This is a genomic window from Desulfomicrobium aestuarii (genome assembly GCF_055385525.1).
The window spans coordinates 3,404,968-3,421,567 of sequence record NZ_AP042427.1 but is presented as its reverse complement, the minus strand read 5'-3'; the positions used below and the strand labels follow the sequence as shown (position 1 = coordinate 3,421,567).

General features: G+C 65.6%; 13 protein-coding genes. All 13 read right to left on the bottom strand.

Features of this window, described 5'->3' with window-relative positions:
- Nucleotides 1–257 precede the first annotated feature (257 nt).
- From ACZ5AC_RS15740 to ACZ5AC_RS15680, 13 genes are read right to left on the bottom strand one after another with little or no spacing between them, the layout of a single operon-like run.
- Nucleotides 258–1,040 (bottom strand): prepilin peptidase, encoded by a 783-nt coding sequence (locus tag ACZ5AC_RS15740; RefSeq protein WP_464248519.1) that lies wholly within the window; start codon nt 1,038–1,040, stop codon nt 258–260.
- A 57-nt stretch (nt 1,041–1,097) separates the two neighbouring features.
- Entirely contained in the window at nt 1,098–2,342 is a 1,245-nt protein-coding gene (locus tag ACZ5AC_RS15735) for an EAL and HDOD domain-containing protein (protein ID WP_464248518.1), read from the bottom strand.
- 54 nt (nt 2,343–2,396) lie between these two features.
- On the bottom strand, nt 2,397–3,644 hold the full coding sequence (locus ACZ5AC_RS15730; RefSeq protein WP_464248517.1) for an EAL and HDOD domain-containing protein: 1,248 nt from the start codon (nt 3,642–3,644) through the stop codon (nt 2,397–2,399).
- A gap of 8 nt (nt 3,645–3,652) precedes the next feature.
- Complete coding sequence (argC, locus tag ACZ5AC_RS15725) at nt 3,653–4,702, bottom strand: N-acetyl-gamma-glutamyl-phosphate reductase (RefSeq protein WP_464248516.1); 1,050 nt, start codon at nt 4,700–4,702, stop codon at nt 3,653–3,655.
- A gap of 10 nt (nt 4,703–4,712) precedes the next feature.
- Complete coding sequence (locus tag ACZ5AC_RS15720) at nt 4,713–5,012, bottom strand: DUF1844 domain-containing protein (protein ID WP_464248515.1); 300 nt, start codon at nt 5,010–5,012, stop codon at nt 4,713–4,715.
- Between the two features lie 10 nt (nt 5,013–5,022).
- Nucleotides 5,023–6,195 (bottom strand): pyridoxal-phosphate-dependent aminotransferase family protein, encoded by a 1,173-nt coding sequence (locus tag ACZ5AC_RS15715; RefSeq protein ID WP_464248514.1) that lies wholly within the window; start codon nt 6,193–6,195, stop codon nt 5,023–5,025.
- A gap of 27 nt (nt 6,196–6,222) precedes the next feature.
- Nucleotides 6,223–8,793, bottom strand: a complete 2,571-nt coding sequence (gene polA, locus ACZ5AC_RS15710; protein ID WP_464248513.1) for a DNA polymerase I — start codon at nt 8,791–8,793, stop codon at nt 6,223–6,225.
- A 30-nt stretch (nt 8,794–8,823) separates the two neighbouring features.
- The gene (locus ACZ5AC_RS15705) at nt 8,824–9,849 is read right to left on the bottom strand and encodes a DHH family phosphoesterase (protein ID WP_464248512.1); all 1,026 of its coding nucleotides are present in this window, start codon (nt 9,847–9,849) and stop codon (nt 8,824–8,826) included.
- A gap of 7 nt (nt 9,850–9,856) precedes the next feature.
- The gene (locus ACZ5AC_RS15700; RefSeq protein ID WP_464248511.1) at nt 9,857–10,366 is read right to left on the bottom strand and encodes a bifunctional adenosylcobinamide kinase/adenosylcobinamide-phosphate guanylyltransferase; all 510 of its coding nucleotides are present in this window, start codon (nt 10,364–10,366) and stop codon (nt 9,857–9,859) included.
- Nucleotides 10,359–11,069, bottom strand: coding sequence for a cobamide remodeling phosphodiesterase CbiR (gene cbiR, locus ACZ5AC_RS15695; protein ID WP_464248510.1), 711 nt, complete (start codon nt 11,067–11,069; stop codon nt 10,359–10,361). The genes ACZ5AC_RS15700 and cbiR overlap by 8 nt, the downstream gene beginning before the upstream one ends.
- Complete coding sequence (locus ACZ5AC_RS15690) at nt 11,066–14,158, bottom strand: UvrD-helicase domain-containing protein (RefSeq protein WP_464248509.1); 3,093 nt, start codon at nt 14,156–14,158, stop codon at nt 11,066–11,068. Before ACZ5AC_RS15690 ends, cbiR begins: the two co-directional genes overlap by 4 nt.
- On the bottom strand, nt 14,155–15,798 hold the full coding sequence (locus ACZ5AC_RS15685; RefSeq protein WP_464248508.1) for a sensor histidine kinase: 1,644 nt from the start codon (nt 15,796–15,798) through the stop codon (nt 14,155–14,157). Before ACZ5AC_RS15685 ends, ACZ5AC_RS15690 begins: the two co-directional genes overlap by 4 nt.
- Nucleotides 15,788–16,540, bottom strand: coding sequence for a MogA/MoaB family molybdenum cofactor biosynthesis protein (locus ACZ5AC_RS15680; RefSeq protein WP_464248507.1), 753 nt, complete (start codon nt 16,538–16,540; stop codon nt 15,788–15,790). Before ACZ5AC_RS15680 ends, ACZ5AC_RS15685 begins: the two co-directional genes overlap by 11 nt.
- Nucleotides 16,541–16,600 lie beyond the last annotated feature (60 nt).

Genomic DNA, 16,600 nt, shown 5'->3' with positions numbered 1-16,600 from the left:
CGGCTGAACCGGCTGACTACTTCCCACGGAAAGAGCAGTAACAAGGAGAATGTGAACAAAAATCCTTGGGATTTTTGCAACAGGTTTGGCTATCCAAAAGAGGGGCAAAAGGTCAATATAAAAGCGCTTATTTGATCAACCGAGCAATCTTCTTTTCGTCCGCACATACATTAATCAACCAACCAATACATTGATTGATCAACTCACTTGAGGACGCGCCAGGACCGCAACAGCGCCGCAAACCGCACATGCAGTCGTTACAGGAAGAGAATCCAGTCCAGGATCGCGTCGCCCCAGAGCAGCGTCAGCACCGCCCCGAGGCAGAGGAAGGGGCCGAACGGCACGGCCGTGCGCATGCCCTGCGCATCGGGCCTGCGCATGTAGACCACGGCCACGAGCAGGGCCGAGACCGCGGCGAGCAGGATCATGAGGGGGAGGCGGGACAGGCCGGTCAAGGCGCCGAGGCTGAGCATCAGCTTGATGTCCCCCGTGCCCAGGGCGTCGAGGCCGCGCAGGCGCAGGTAGGCCTGCTGCAGCAGCAGGAAGACGCCCGCCCCGAAGAGGCTCCCCAGCGCCGTTTCCAGCCAGTCCACGGGCAGGTAGAGCGGGGTTGTCAGGGCCAGGGCGGCCGCCGGCCAGGTCAGGATGTCCGGCAGGATGAAGGAGTCGAGATCGATGAAGCTGGCCACCAGGAAGATGCCCAGAAAGACCATGTACACGGCCCACTGCAGGGAGGGGCCGAATTTCAGGGCGAACAGCAGGGAGAGCACGCCGGACAGGAGCTCCACGGCCGGGTAGCGCCAGTGGATGCCCCCCTTGCAGGACCGGCATTTGGCGCCCAGCAGCACGTAGGACAGGACCGGGATGTTCTCCCACCAGGACAGGACGTGCCCGCAGGCCGGACAGTGTGAGCCGGGGCTGATCACGGACTGCCCCGTGAGGTAGCGGTGGACGCAGACGTTGTAGAAGCTGCCCAGGCACAGGCCCAGGATGAGGGCCGCGGCATGGAAGAGGACTGGCGGGAACTGCATCTCAGGCATGGGGTTTCCGGTGGGACGGCACGTGGCCGGGCCGTGTCGGGTTGGGGGTGCTGCGTTTCAGGTCAGCACCTCGTTGGCCCAGGCCGTGGCCTCGGCGGACAGCCTGCTGATGAGCGCCATGGACAGCCCCATCTGCGCGGCCTTGCCGTTCAGCCTGGCCCAGTTGCAGCGGTCGATTTCGTCGAGCAGCCCGATCCACTTCGAGTCGGCGCTGGCCGGGTCGACCAACGCCTTCTTCAGGGCGGGATCCAGCGGGATCTCCTCCAGCACCGTCGACATGGACTGGTCCAGGATGGCGTCCAGCAGCGAGAAAAAGCCCATCAGGAACATGCTGTCCTGGTCGAAGGGGGTGGGGTGGCGCATGGACAGCAGCTGCAGGAAGCGGGCCCGCTGCACGGAAATGCGGACCAGTTCCTGGGCCTTGTCCGTGGTGTTCATGTCCGAGAGGATGACCACCTGCAGCCACTGGCGCATGTTCTGGCAGCCGAGCATTGCCACGGCGCGGGGGATGGACGTGACCTCGACCTGCAGGCCGAAGAAGGCCGAGTTGATGTATTTGAGCAGGCGGTAGGAGATGGACAGGTCCGTCTGGATGATCTCCACCAGACGGTCGGGGTTCGTGTCCAGGGCGCCCAGCTCCTTCAGGAGCTTGAGCTTCGTGACCTGGCTGGCCGAGAGCTTGCGGCCGGGAATGATCTCGGGGCGGTTGAAGAAGAAACCCTGGAAATAGGTGAAGCCGAGATTCTTGCAGACCTTGAAGATGTCGTGGGTCTCGACCTTCTCGGCCAGGAGGGCCGCCTTGTATCGCGAGGCCCCCTCGACGATGGTCCGGACCTCTTTCGGTGACTTGTGCAGGATGTCGACCTTGATGATGTCCACCAGCTCGCACAGGGGTTCGAGGCCCGGGGCGCCCTCGTAGTCGTCCAGGGCCAGGACGTAGCCCCGCTTCTTCAGCTCGTGGCAGGCCTGGATGACCTCGGGCTCGGGCCGGACCGACTCCAGAATCTCCACCACGCAGCGTTCGGGCGGGAGCACGTAGGGGGCCGCGCCCACAAGGACGTTGCGCGGAAAATTGATGAGCGCCTTGGAGCCCTTGCGCAGCCCCGGAGCGGCCAGGCTGAAGCCGTCGGCGATGATCTGGCTGGTGGCCTGGTCGCCGTCCGTGAAGACGGCCGACTGGATGTCCTCCTGGTGGCGGAAAAGCAGCTCGTACCCCCACACCTGCATGTCCGCGGTGAAGATGGGGTGCCTGGCGACACAGATCTTGTCGTAGAGTTGTTCCGGGTACTGCTCTTCCATCATGGGGTTCCAGAGTTGTCCTTACAGTTGCCCGGGATCATTTTCAAGCCGCGGCCCTTAAAACGCCCCGCCCATGACCTCGTCGGTCCAGGCCGCCGCGTCGATGGAAGCCCGGTCCACCAGGTCCATGGGGATGCCCATGGCAGCGGCCCTGGCTTCGAGCCGCCCCCAGTTGCCGCGGTCGAGTTCGTCGAGGAGCCCGAGCCAGACCGCGGCCGGGTTCTTGGGGTCGGTCAGGGCGGCCTTGATGTCGGCATCGAGGGAAATCTCCTCCAGCAGCTGGTCCATGTACTGGTCGAGGATGGCGTCCAGGACGGAGAAAAAGCCCAGCAGGAACATGCTGTCGGAGCCGAAGGGGGTCGGCCGGTCGGCCGCCAGGAGCTGCAGGAACCGACCTCGCCGCACGGAGATGCGCACCAGTTCCTGGGCTTTGTCCGTGCTGTTCATGTCGGACAGGATGATGACCTGCAGCCACTGGCGCAGATTCTGCCGGCCGAGCATGTTCACGGCCCGCTGGATGGACTCGATCTTGCCCCTGAGGCCGAAGCGGGCCGAGTTTATGTACTGCAGGAGGCGGTAGGAGATGGAGAGGTCCGTCTGGATGATCTCGACCAGCCTGTCCTGCTCCGTGTCCGCCTGGTTCAGTTCCTTCAGGATCTTGATCTTCGTCGTCTGGCTGGCGGAGAGCTTGCGGCCGGGAATGATCTCGGGCCTGCTGAAGAAATACCCCTGGAAATAGGTGAACCCGAGGCGCTTGCAGACCGTGAACATGTCGAGGTTCTCGACCTTCTCGGCCAGGAGCCGCGCCTTGTAGGGGCGCAGACCCTTGACGATGTCCATGACCTCGGCCGGCTTCTTGTGCAGGATGTCGACCTTGACGATGTCCGCGACCTCGCACAGGGGCTCGAACCCGGGCTGCCCGACGAAGTCGTCCAGGGCCAGGGTGTAGCCGCGCCTCTTGAGCTCCCGACAGGCCTCCATGACCTCGGCCTCGGGCTCCACCGTCTCCAGTATCTCCACCACGCAGCGCTCGGGAGGGAGCACGAAGGCCGCCGCGCCGACGAGCACGTTGCGCGGGAAATTGACCAATGCCCTTGCCCCCTTGCGCATGCCGCGCGAGGCCAGGGTGAACCCGTCGGCGATGACCTGGGTCGTGGCCTGGTCGCCGTCGGTGATGGCGGCCGCCTGCGTGTCGCCGTGCCGGAAGAGGAGTTCGTAGCCCCAGACCTTCATGTCCGCGCCGAAGATGGGCTGGCGGGCGACGAAGATCCGGTCGTAGAGCTTTTCGGGTTCGCTTTCGGTCATGTCCGTGCCTACGGCATGAGGGCGGCCCTGGGCAATCCCGCATCCTCGGCCAGTCCGAGCATGAGGTTCGCGTTGGCCACGGCCTGGCCCGACGCCCCGCGGCAGAGATTGTCGATGGCCGAGAGCGCGATGAGACGGTCCGTGCGCGGGTCCGTGACCAGGCCGATGTCGCAGAAGTTGGTGCCGCGCACCCATCTGGTCTCGGGCAGGGTCCCGGCGGGCAGCAGGCGGACCCACTTCTTCCCGGCATAGAAGCGCTCGTAGCAGGCGCGAATCTCTTCAGGCCCCGCGCCCGGCGAGAGCTTGGCGTAGGCCGTGGTCAGGATGCCGCGGTTGATGGGCAGAAGGTGCGTGTTGAAGGACAGGCGGATGTCCCGACCCGCGGCCAGACCCAGCTCCTGCTCGATCTCCGGGGTGTGGCGGTGCTTGGTCAGGTTGTAGGCCCGGAAGGTGTCCGAGACCTCGCAGAAGAGCGTGCCCACGGCCGCCTTTCGCCCGGCGCCGGTGGTTCCGGACTTGGAGTCGATGACCAGGTCCTCGGCCGAGACGAGGCCGGCCTGCAGGGCCGGGTACAGGGCCAGGATGGCCGAGGTCGGGTAGCATCCCGGGTTGGCCACCAGGGAGGCGCCGGCGATCTTTTCGGCGTAGAGTTCCGGCAGGCCGTAGACGGCCTCGGGCAGCAGGGCCTCGCGGGTATGCGTCACGCCGTACCAGCTCTCGTAGACCTCGCGGTCGCGCAGGCGGAAATCGGCGCTAAGATCCACGACCCTGGCCCCCTTCTCCCGCAGCTCGGCGGCCATCTCCATGGCCGTGCCGTGGGGGACGGCCAGGAAGACCAGGTCGCAGTTCTCGGCCAGGTACGAGCTGTCCGGCGCTGTGATCTGCAGGTCCCCCAATTCCGTGCCCTGCAGGAAGGGATAAATCTTCCGCAGGGGCTGACCGGCCTCCTTGCGGGAGGTGACCTGGGTCAGCTGCAGCCCCGGGTGATCCAGCAGGATGCGGGTCAGTTCCATTCCCGTGTAGCCGGTCACCCCGACCAGTCCGACGCGCTTTGCCATGCCCGTTCTCCTATTTCGCCTTCTGCACGTATTTCATTCTCAGTTCGAAAAGCATGTCCTTGAGCAGTCGGGCTTCCTGGTCCGTCAGGTTGCCCCTGGTCTTGTCCTGGAGCATGCACAGGATGTCGATGGTCTGCTTGGCCGCCAGCAGGTTCTCCATCATATGGCCCGTCTCGGGCTCCGGCACCTCGCCCAGATGCACCAGGGCCGACGAGCTCATGGACAGCACGAACGTGGCGAAATCCAGCTGCGGCAGCTCCGGGCAGCCGCAGGTCAGGTCTTCGTATTCAGTTTTCTTCTCTTCGCTCATAACGTCTCCTTCAGGCCTTCATTCCGGGGTATCCCTCTTCCAGGGCCTCGTCGTAGGCGGCCATGGCATCTTCCATGTACGACCTGGCGGCGCTGTAGCCGCCGGCCGCGGCGAGCCCGACCTTCAGGGCGTGCAGGCCGGCCAGGGCGTCGGCCCAGTCCACGTGCCCCATGTGGCCCAGGCGGACCACGCACTTCTTCAACTCGCCCTGGCCACCGGCCATGACCACGCCGCAGCGCTCTGCCGCGGCCTTCAGCACCAGGGAGCTGTCGATGCCGGCGGGCATCCGGATGGACGTCAGGCCCCAGGTAAAATGCGTTTTGGCCAGCAGCTCCAGGCCCATGCTCGCCGCACCGGCCCGGACCATGGCCGTCATGGCCCACTGCTTGCGGAACACGCCCTCCAGGGTCTGCTCGCGGAACAGGTCCAGGCTCACGGCCAGGCCCTGCAGCAGGTTCACGGCAGAGGTGAACAGCGTCTGGTTGGCCAGGCTCTTGTCGCGCTCGGCCAGCAGGTTGAAATAGAAGTTCTTGGGCCCCACGGCGCGCACCTTGTCCCAGGCCCGCGCGCTCAGGGACAGCAGGGCCAGGCCCGGAGGCAGCATGAGCCCCTTCTGGGAGCCCGTGAGCAGGCAGTCCACGCCCCAGGCGTCCATGGGGCAGGGCGAGATGCCCACGGCCGAGATGCCGTCCACCACCAGGAGGACGTTTCTGTCCCTGGTCACGGCCCCCAGTTCACGCACGGGGTGCAGCACGCCCGTGGAGGTCTCCGAAGCCTGCACCAGCACGGCGGCGATGGACGGGTCGGCGTCCAGGGCCTCCCGCACGGCCGCATCCGTGATGGCGTGTCCGTTCTCCGTCACCAGGGAGGTGACCGCCAGCCCCTGGGACTCGGCGATCTCGCGCCAGCGCTCCCCGAACTTGCCGCCCTCGACCACAAGCACCTTCTCGCCCGGGGCGAAGAGATTGGTCACGGCCGCGTGCATGGCCCCGGTGCCCGAGCAGGACAGGGGCAGGACCTGCTGCGTGGTGCCGAAGAGGTACTGCAGGCCGGGCTGGATGCGCTCCATGACGCGCACGAAGTCCTGCTTGCGGTGATGGATCATGTCCTTGGCCAGGGCCAGGCGGACCTCTTCGGGCAAGGGTGTCGGCCCGGGCGTCAGCAATCGAAGTTTGTTCAGCATGTCCGTATTTCCAATGAAAATTAATGGTTACTTGTGCGCCTCGCTCCAGTCCGCGCCGACGCCCCAGTCCACGGCCAGCGGCACGGACAGGTCGTAGACCGAGCCCATTACGGCGGCCACGGCCTGGCCGACCTCACGGGCCGCGTCCTGCGGGGCTTCCAGCAAAAGTTCGTCGTGGATCTGCAGGATCAGGCTCGCGCCTAATTCGCCAATAACCCTGCTCTTGTCCACTTCGAGCATGGCCTTTTTGATGATGTCGGCGGCCGATCCCTGGACCACGGTGTTGATGGCCATGCGCCTGGCCTGCTGGGCCAGGTTGACGTTGCGCGAGTTGATGTCGGGCAGCATGCGCCGCCGCCCGGCCAGGGTGGTCACGTAGCCGAGCGCCCTGGCGCCCTCCTCGATCTCCTCGTAGAACTGCCGCACGCGGGACAGCTTGCTGAAGTAGACCTCGATGAACTCCTTGGCCTCCTTGAGGCTGATGCCGAGCTCCCGGCCGAGTTTCTGCGGCCCCATGCCGTACAGCAGGCCGAAGTTGATGGTCTTGGCCTTGCGCCGCTCGTCGGGCGTGACCTCGGCCTTGTCGAACAGGATCTTGGCCGTGCGGGCATGGATGTCGTCGCCCGCGGCAAAGGCGTCCAGGAGGGTCGGGTCGCCGGACATGTGCGCCAGAACCCTTAGCTCGATCTGTGAGTAGTCCGCGGCCACGAGCATCTTGCCCGGCGCGGCCACGAAGCAGGACCGCATGCGCGGCCCGAGGCTGCCGCGGATGGGGATGTTCTGCAGATTGGGATTGCTGCTGGAAAGACGGCCCGTGGCCGTGGCCAGCTGGTTGAAGGTCGTGTGGATTCGCCCCTCGGCGTCGGCCAGCTGCGGCAGGGGCTCAAGGTACGTCGAACGCAGCTTCTCGTACATCCGGTACTCCTGGATGTCGTCGACGATGGGGTGCTGACCGACCAGGCCATCCAGCACGGCGCTGGAGGTGGACTGGGCGCCGCCCGGGGTCTTCTGTTTGCTTTTGAGGCCCAGCTTCGAAAACAGGACGTCGGCCAGCTGCTGGCTGGAGCGGATGTTGAACTCCCCGCCGGCCTGGTCGTGGATCCGCAGGGTCAGCCGGTCCAGCTCGGCCTGCACCATGTCCAGGAAATCGCGGAACTTGGCCTGTTCGATGCGGATGCCGCGACGCTGCATGCGCACCAGGACCTCGGTCAGGGGCTGCTCCAGGCCCTTGAGAAGCCCGAGCAGCTCCGACCCGGCCAGGCGCGACCGCAGCACCCTGCCCACGGCCAGCGCGGTCTGCCCCAGATTCTCGGGGTGGACCTCGATCTCCTCGCCCAGGCCGTCACGAATGCGCTCAAGGGAATAGTTCCGTTCCTCGGGGCTCAGCAGGTAGGCGGCCAGCTCGATGTCGAAGACTTCGGCGCAGCCCGAGAGGTCGGGGCGACCCAACTCCAGCAGGGTCTTGTAGGACGTCACGTGCACGCGCGCCCCGGTCAGGGCCCGGCCCAGCTCCGCGTCCCGCCCCATGAAAAGCAGTTCGCTGACGTCCGTGCCCAGGATCCAGCGGCCGGACTCGCCGAAAAGACCCACCTCGCGGCCGGCCATGGGTCCCAGTTCCGAAACCACGCGGGGTTCGACCCGCGGCGTCCGGGAGGGGGCCTCGGGCTCCGGAGCCTCGGACGAACCTCCGCCTGCCGCCGCAGGCTTGGCCTTCGTTCCGGTCAGCGACTGAAAATCGGACAGCAGGGAGCGGAACTCGTATTCCCTGAAGAACTCCAGGGCCGCGTCGTCCACCCGCCCTACGGCCAGGTCTTCCAGGCCGTACTCCGTACACACGTCCGTGCGTAACGTGGTCAGCTGCCGGTAGACGAAGGCCTGATCCATGTGCGGGCCGAGCAGGGTCTGCTCCTTGGCCGTGAGGCGGTCGAAATTGTCCTTCAGCAGGTTCAGGCTCGGGAAGCGGCGCAGGAAGCCCATGGCCGTCTTGGGACCGACCTTGGGGATGCCCGGGATGTTGTCGGCGGAGTCGCCGGTCATGGCCTGGAAGTCGGGCCACTGGCCGGGGGTGAGGCCCGTCTCCTGCGTGAAGTCGCCGAGGGTGATGATCTTCTCCTTGCCCTGGGCCGGGTCCCACATGACCACATCCTCGTCCAGGCACTGGCGCAGGTCCTTGTCCGCGCCGACGATGACGATGCTGCGCCGGTCCTTGAAGCGTTCGGCCAGGGAGGCGATGCAGTCGTCGGCCTCGCAGCCCTGGGCCTCCAGCACGGGGACGCCCAGAAGGCGCAGGCCGTTCTTGAGGGGCTCCAGCTGTGCGGCCAGGCCTTCGGGCATGCGCGGGCGGTTGGCCTTGTAGTCGGGGTAGAGTTCGTTGCGGAAGGTGGGCCCTCGCCCGTCGGTGACGAAGACCAGGTGCGTGGGCTTCTCCTCGCGCAAGAGCTTCAGCACGAGCTTGAAGATGATGTACATGGCGCTGGTCGGGAACCCGTCCGAGCGCTTGAAATCAGGGTATGCGTAGAAGCCGCGGTAGATGAAGGCGTGGCCGTCGATCAAAAAAAGGGGCTCGGTCTTCAGGCCGAGCCGTGTCTGCAAAGTCATGCGCCCTCCGGTCCGGGGAAGGTCGGCCCGTCAGGCGGAGCCGTTTTGGCCGTTCTCCGGATCCTTTTTCTTTTTCTTTGTCTCGGAACTGCTGTGCAGGCGCTCCCAGATGAACTGGCTGGCGTGCTGGCAGCCCAGCTTCTCCATGGGGATCTCGGCCCGGGCCATGGACTTGTGCCCGCCGGCCGAGCCCACGTCGCCGAACAGGCGCTTGGCGAACTTGCCCATGTCGCGGCGCAGGCCGTCGCCCCGGAAGACAACGACCAGCTTGTCCTCGCTGATGCCGCTGATCATGGTCGTGGACAGGCCGTGCACGCGCAGGAAGAAGTCGGCCAGGATGACCAGGATGTCGGCCGAGTCGACCTTGCCCATGAAGATGGTGATTGTGTTGCCCATGAGCCGCATCTTGCGGAAGGCCTGGGTGAAGTACTTGAGCCACTCCAGGCGGAACTCCGAGCGGATGATCTTGTGCAGCAGCGGCCTGCTGTAGAACTTCGACAGGTAGCGGAAGGCCTTCATGTCGTTGTCGTGAAACTCGCGCTCGAAGCTCTGGGTGTCGGTCTTTATGCCGTAGAGCAGGGCCGTGGCCAGGAGTTTCCCGGGCCGCAGGTCCAGGTTGTAGAGGTATTCGGTCATGATGGTCGAGTTGGAGCCGTACTCGGACACGATCTCGACGTAGTCGGCATCGACGGGAGTGCCGGCCACCTTGGGGTGGTGGTCGATGACCACGGAAAACTTGATGTTCGCGAAATCGGGGTGGTGATGGGGCTGGGAGTCCACCAGGGCGAAGCGGTCGTACTGGGCGGCCAGGAGAGGCGTCAGCTTCTTGGTGGGGATGCGCAGGAGCCGGATCATGGCCAGGTTGTCCGGACGGGTGATCTCGTTGACATGGGCGATGGCCACCTGCTCGACGCGGCCGGCCAGGATGCGCTTCAGGGCCAGTGCAGAGGCCAGGGCGTCGGGGTCGGCATTGATGAGGATCAGCCAGCGCTCGTTCTTGTTCAGCAATTCCTGAAGCTTGGCGAGCTTCGGATCCAGCTTTCTGAAATATGCCATGACCTTCTCACTTGAGTTTTTGGGCCAGACCGGCAACCACCAGATACACACTTGCACTGATGCTGGCAATTTCACGGTTGAGCTGCCCGAGGTCCCGCGCAAATGCCCGCACGGTCCCGTCGAAGGCCAGAGGGCCGAGTCCCATCTCCGTGGAGACGAGGACCAGTTTCCCCCCCTGCCAGGAAGAAAGCGCCGCCAGCAGTTCCTCGCGCCGGCCCTTGCCGGACGCGGCGTCGAGGCACGTGAGGGCGAACATCCAGAAATCGAGGCTGTCCACCAGGACCCCGCCACCCAGGGTCGAGAGTTCGCGCAGGACGCCGGCCAGGTCCGTGTCGGCCTCGCGCACCGCGATGTCCGGCTCGCGGTCAAGGCGATGGGCCCGGATCTGCTCCCGGAAGGCCAGATCCCGGGACTTGCCCGTGGCCACGAGGGTCCAGGGCTTCGGAGCGGCCCGCAGGAGTTCCAGGCCGAAATCGGACTTGCCGGACTTGTTGCCGCCCAGCACCAGCTCAATCATGATCCATCCCCCATGCGTCGAGCCAGGCCCGCAGCAGGTCCAGGGACCTTGTCAGCGCGTCCAGCCGGAAAAGCTCCGCCACCAGCACGCAGTCCCGGCGCACCGAACCCAGGATGGCGCGCAGCAGGCCTGGGTCGGGCAGGTCTTCGAGGCCGGCGTGACCTCGGCCCGACTCCCCGCCGTAGACGTGCAGCATGCGCACGCGCTCAAGGAATCCGGGAATTTGCAAAATGCGTTCCTGGCCGTAGCTGACCAGGTGCCCCACATCCAGGCACACGCCCAGATCCAGGCTTTCGATTTCCGGCCAGATGTCCCGCAGGTCGCCCTCCCTCGTGTTTTCCATGCGAAGGGACGACGCCAGGTCGGGCCGCCGGCGCACGAGCCGGGTCAGCTCCCCGGGAGGCGGAGGATGGAGCACATACCCGCAGGGATGCAGAAAGGCAATTTTTTGCTCGATGGCCCCCAGGGACCCGCAGACCGCGTCCTGGCCGAAGTCCCAGGGCAGGTCCACGGGCAGATGGGCATGGTAGGACAAACCCAGATCGGGCAGGTCCGGGGGCAGGTCGCGGTCGTCGTAATCCTGACATCCCCGCGTTTCGAGGAGCATGAGTCCGACCTCCCGCACCAGGGGCGCCAGGGCGCGGCAGTTGGGCCCGACCCTGTCGGGGATGACGCATGACGGCGCGGCCAGACGGAAGCTCATGGGGCCGGAAAGAGGCTCAGCTGCCGCTCGCTCTTCCTGACGTGGCGGCGGATGGCGCTCTTGCGCAGCATGTCCTGCGGCAGGCGGCGCACCAGGGAGGACAGGCCGAGCTTGAAGGTCTTGCCGAACATGCGGCGGCTGGCGCAGTGGCTCATGAAGAGCGACGACCTGGCCCTGGTCAGGCCGACGTAGAAGAGGCGCCGCTCCTCGTCCAGGTCCACCCCGTCCTCCACGGTCTTGCCCAGCAGCATGTCCATGCCGGCAAAGGGCAGGATGCCCTCCTCCAGGCCCGGCAGGAAGACGGCCTCGAACTCCAGGCCCTTGGCGCCGTGCAGGGTCATGACCTGGACCTTCTGGGCTCTGGACCTGATGGCGCACAGCTCCGTCTCCAGGCGGACCATGTTCAGCAGGCCCCGCCAACCGCCGAAGCTCTGGTGGGCCTTGACCAGATCCAGAAAGGCCCGGCTCTTCCAGAACAGTTCGTCGAAGGGGGGCGTCTGCGAAAGGTGCACGGCCATGGCCAGGGGGCCCTTCTCGACGATGGCCTCGGGACAGGGCGGCAATTCCTGCTGCACGGCCTCGGGCATGCCCAGCACGTTGCCGGCGATGCCCATGACCACCTCCACCCGCTGGTCCGTGAAGAAAGGCTCCTGCTCGGGCACGGACACGGGGATGCCGGCGCCCTCCAGGGCCTTGACGATGGGCGGGATGAGGGCCTTGAGGCGCACGAGCACGGCGATGTCGCCCGGCGAGAGCCCGGCCCCGCCGTGTGCGTCGGCATGCCAGTGGCCCGTTCCCCCCAGGAGTTCGCGCATGCGCGAGGCGATCCAGCCCGCCTCCTGGTCGGCGCTCTGGGCCTCGAAAAGGGTCATGGACGCGCCGTGCCCGAGCTGCGCCACGAGGGACTCGCGTTCGGGAAAGAGGCTCGCGGCCAGGTCGAGGATCTGCTGTGACGAGCGGTAGTTGCGCACCAGCCTGACCTTGCGCGTGTCGGGCCAGATGCCGCGCAGCCTCGCCTCGATGTCGCGCACGGCCCCCCGGAAGCCGTAGATGGCCTGGTTGGGGTCGCCGATGGCGAAAAACCCCTGCCCCCTCTTTCCGCTCAGGCCCGTGACCAGGGCGATCTGCAGGGGCGAGAGGTCCTGTACCTCGTCCACCAGCACGTGGTCCCAGTCCGGGACATGGTGTCCGAGCTGGAGGTGTTCGAGCCAGAATTCCAGCAGGTCGGTGTAGTCCACCAGATTGAAGCGCGCCTTGTGGTCCAGGTAGCGGCGGGTCTGCTCGCCGGGGATGCGCACGCCGTTCTCCCGGGCCAGGGACTGCTCGTTCCAGGCCGTCTTCAGGGCCTTGCCCTGCAGTTCGGGGTTGGCGGCGGCAAAGAGGCGGCGGCTCGATTCCTCCGAGAGCAGTATGGGCGCCTCGCCCATGACCCGGGCCCAGTATTCGAGGGCCAGGGCGTGCAGGGTGTCGGCCTTGGGCAGCGCCGCCCCGGCCGGACAGGCGCGCTGCAGGCGGTCCTTGAGCTCCCGCGCGGCTTTGCGGGTGAAGGTCAGGACCAGGATGCGCGCCGGGTCCGCGCCCTGGTCCAGCAGGTGCCGCACCCGGCCCATGAGGGTCTGGGTCTTGCCCGTGCCGGGCCCCGCCAGGACCAGGACAGGGCCGGGTCCGGCCAGGATGGCCGCGAGCTGCATCTCGTTCGGTTCCTGCAGCGGTTCCTCGCGCCTCGGCGCCGCCTGGGCCTGGGTCCTGCGCCAGCGCTGCCCGACCTCCTCGGGCTCCGCGACCGGGGCGGCCATGGACAGCATGCGACCGTGCCGGAATTCGAGCAGCTCCTGGGGGGAAAACATGGAAATGCGTCCGAACTCGCCGTCATACCCGCTGTGGCGGTGCACCACCCCCTGGCGCATCCGGCGCAGGGCCTCGGCCAGCATCTTGGAGGAACGCTGCAGGTCCTCCACGGGTGCGGCGCGCAGAATGGCGAACTCCGAGCCGAAGTCCCGGATGAGCTGGTTGTACATGCCCTGGACCTTCTTGGTCGCGGGCCCGGCCCCGAGGATCTCCGAGAGGATTTCCGGCAGGGGAACCAGGGACGTGAAGGACGGCTGGTGGGCCGGCCGCACGGGCGCGGCCCGGTCCGCCAGGGCGAAGACCCGGTTCAGCACGCCGATGGTCAGGGGTTTACCGCAGACCGGACACAGGCCCTTGTGCCGCGCGGACTCCGCGGGCTCCAGCATGACCCCGCACTTGCGGTGGCCGTCGAGGTGGTATTTCCCCTCCTCGGGATAGAATTCGAGGGTGCCTTCGAAGCGCGTGCCACCCTCCTCGCGGCGCAGGGCGCGGCGCATGCCGGAAAAGGACATCTCGCCGGAAAAGATGTTACTCTCGCGGCCGAGCTTTTCCCCCGAATGGGCATCGGAGTTGGAGACCAGGGAGAAGCGGTCCAGGGCGCTCCACAGCCAGTTCATCTCGGGGTCCGACGACAGGCCAGTCTCCAAGGCGAAAATTTCGCCGCTCAGGTCACCGAAGCAGTCCTCGATGCGGTCGAAGCCGGATTTGGAACCGAAGACGGAAAACCAGGGCGTCCAGATGTGGGCCGGAATGAGAAAGGCCTGCGGGTCCGTCTCAAGGACCATCTCCAGGAGGTCGCGCGAATCAAGCCCCAGGATGGGCCGCCCGTCCGAGGCCAGGTTGCCGACCTGCGCCAGGCGGGTGTTGAACCTCAGGGCCGCGTCCAAGCCGGGCATGAAGACCAGGTTGTGGACTTTGCGCACCTTGCCGCCCCGCTTGTAGATGGAGCTGATCTCCGTGCAGAGCACGAAACGCACTCCGTCCGCATCGAGGTTGCCGGAATACCACGGCAGTTCCGCCGCAAGGCCCTTGGTGTCGCGCAGGCGGAAGAGGCCGTCCTCCCCCGGTTCGAGCTGGGACTGGATCATCTCCATCCAGCCCGGATGCGTGAAGTCGCCCGTGGCCAGCACGTCGATGCCCTTGACCGCGGCCCAGGCCACCAGGTTTCTCGGCGTCAGGTTCTTGCTCGTTGCCCTCGAGAACCGGGAATGGATGTGGAGGTCTGCGATGTAGGTGTTCACGGTGCATCCTGATCCGCTCGCGTGCGGAAAAATGATTCGTCCTGGACCAGGACGGCCCTGGCCCCTCCGGTGGGATTGTTCTGCAGATCGATGAAGGTCCCGTTCTGGGCCGCGAGCCGGCGCGCGATGGCCAGACCCAGCCCCGATCCGACGGGTTTGGTGGTGACGAAGGGATCGAAGCACTTCTCTTCGACTTCCTGGCTCAGCCCTGGACCATTGTCGACAATGGAGAGGACCATTTTTCCGTTTTCGCGGGAAGATGAGATGACTATCTCGGGATCCTCCGCGTCTTCCAGGGCCTGCATGGCGTTGACCAGCAGATTGACGAGAATCTGATGAAACTGGTTGCGGTCGAAGCGGCATGGGGCGTCATCGACATCGACGCGAATCCTGACCCGGGGATGCTGCAGGCGCAGGGGCATGAGCACATGCTCGATCTCTTCGGCCAGAACCAGATGGTCGGGGCTTGGGGCCTGGGGGCGGGCGAAGATGAGAAAATCCTTGAGCAGGAAGTCGAGGCGGTCGATGTCGCGCAGGATGACCCTTGAGAGTCGCTCGGAGAAGTCCTTCTCCAGATCGTCGGACAGCAGAAGCTGCAGGCTCGTCTTGATGCCGGCCAGAGGGTTCTTCATCTCGTGGGCCAGGCCGGCGGCCAGCTCGCCCACGCTGGCCAACTTCTCCATTTCCTTGATCTGCCGTTCCATCTTCTGCACTTCGGTGATGTCCGAGAAGAGGATCATCCACCCCTGGTTCTCGGGCAGTTCCGTCATCTTGAAGCCGAAGACGAGGTCGCGGCCCGTGCTCACGACCATGTGACGGCGGGTGGATTTGCGACGGTCCGCCCAGAAGGGAACGAACTCCGGGAAGAGGGAATCGAGCCGCGCGCCGATGGTGCGGCTGCGGTCGTAGCCCGGAAGCCAGTCCAGGGCCCGCTGGTTGATGCTGGTGACGCGCCTGTGGTCGTCGACCACCAGCAGGCCCGCGTCGAGCCAGTCGAAAACGCGGTACTTGATTTCCTCGGACCTGCGCAGAGCCCCTTCCTGTTCGATGAGGCGCTGCAGCAGCCTGTTTTCCGCCGTGCGGCTCAGCTTGACCAGGGAGGCCACAAGAATGAGCGCCAGGGTGAACAGGCTGTAGTTGTAGGCCAGATCGGAACCACGGATATGCACCTGGCCCCACGCACCGGGAAAATAGAACTGCACGCACGAAATAAGGAACAGGAGTGCCCAGACGGCGATGGAGGAGAAGACAATAGTCTGGAAACCGACGATGCGTCCGTAAAAGAAAAGGCACAGGATGTAGAGGATCATGAAAGCGCTGAACGACCCGCCGGTCAGCACGATCCACCACGTCGTCAGGAAGAGGTCTGCGATGAGCTGGAAGCGGAACAGGCCCATGGAACCGATAAACCGCTTCGACGCCAGGAGATAGACGGCGCTCAGGGCGAAACCCGAGGCGAAGAAGAGGATGTACTGGACGTCCCTGTCGACTTCCAGCCGCATGCCCCGGTCCGAAAGGTTCAGGATCTCGGAAACGGCCAGCATGAGGAGAAAGACCATGATTCCGAGACGAATCACGGAAAATTTGACGAAGAAGCTTTTGAGTTCGGCGGAGGGTGTCAGCTCGGGGTTATTGTCCACAATCCCTTGGGTCTCCCTGGAGTTTTTCCACCGTGTGCCTGAGGGCCGGAAGAATGGCCGCCAGATTTTCCCGCACGGCCTTGGGGCTGCCCGGAAGATTGACCACCAGGGATTTCCCCATGGTCCCGGCCACTGCCCGGGAAATGACGGCGTGCGGGGTCTTGGCCAGGGAAGCCAGGGTCATGGCCCGCTCGAAGCCCGGCAGTCTCTTGTCCAGAAGGGGCAGGGTCGCCTCGGGCGTGATGTCGCGCGGCCCCACACCGGTGCCGCCCGTGGTGAAGACGAGATCGAAGCCGTGGTTCAGGCAGCAGTCGACCAGGGCGGCCTTGAGCATGAGCGGCTCGTCCGGGATGATCACCCCCCTGGCCAGGCTCAGCTCCATCGCCCCGGCGACGGTGTCGCGGATGCAGGGGCCGCTCGCGTCCACGCGCTCGCCGCGCGACCCCTTGTCGCTCAGGGTGATCCAGGCCAGGGAAAAGCCGCTGCGGGAAAGGACGCATTCCCTTTCCCCCGCCGTGACGGTTCCCGCGACTTGCCCGGTCCAGGCCTCAAGGCACAGGCCGTCCTCGCGGCAAAGGCGGATCCTGCTCTCCACCTGCACCCGGCTGGCCCCGTCATCCAAAACATCCCCGGCGCGCAATTCCTGCACCGCATCGATAAAGCCGTGGGCCAGGCCATGGTCCATGCCCACGGTGATGACCACGGGTCCCGACTGCCAAGCGTTCTTCCAGGTTATGCGCATCCCATCCCCTTTGTTTCTTTCAGAGTCGACGCCTATCGCTACCAAAGGCAAGCGCCATTG

Coding starts and splice junctions, on each gene's coding strand:
- ACZ5AC_RS15740 (WP_464248519.1), bottom strand. CDS start 1,040: ATGCCTGAGATGCAGTTCCCGCCAGTCCTCTTCCATGCCGCGGCCCTC.
- ACZ5AC_RS15735 (WP_464248518.1), bottom strand. CDS start 2,342: ATGATGGAAGAGCAGTACCCGGAACAACTCTACGACAAGATCTGTGTC.
- ACZ5AC_RS15730 (WP_464248517.1), bottom strand. CDS start 3,644: ATGACCGAAAGCGAACCCGAAAAGCTCTACGACCGGATCTTCGTCGCC.
- argC (WP_464248516.1), bottom strand. CDS start 4,702: ATGGCAAAGCGCGTCGGACTGGTCGGGGTGACCGGCTACACGGGAATG.
- ACZ5AC_RS15720 (WP_464248515.1), bottom strand. CDS start 5,012: ATGAGCGAAGAGAAGAAAACTGAATACGAAGACCTGACCTGCGGCTGC.
- ACZ5AC_RS15715 (WP_464248514.1), bottom strand. CDS start 6,195: ATGCTGAACAAACTTCGATTGCTGACGCCCGGGCCGACACCCTTGCCC.
- polA (WP_464248513.1), bottom strand. CDS start 8,793: ATGACTTTGCAGACACGGCTCGGCCTGAAGACCGAGCCCCTTTTTTTG.
- ACZ5AC_RS15705 (WP_464248512.1), bottom strand. CDS start 9,849: ATGGCATATTTCAGAAAGCTGGATCCGAAGCTCGCCAAGCTTCAGGAA.
- ACZ5AC_RS15700 (WP_464248511.1), bottom strand. CDS start 10,366: ATGATTGAGCTGGTGCTGGGCGGCAACAAGTCCGGCAAGTCCGATTTC.
- cbiR (WP_464248510.1), bottom strand. CDS start 11,069: ATGAGCTTCCGTCTGGCCGCGCCGTCATGCGTCATCCCCGACAGGGTC.
- ACZ5AC_RS15680 (WP_464248507.1), bottom strand. CDS start 16,540: ATGCGCATAACCTGGAAGAACGCTTGGCAGTCGGGACCCGTGGTCATC.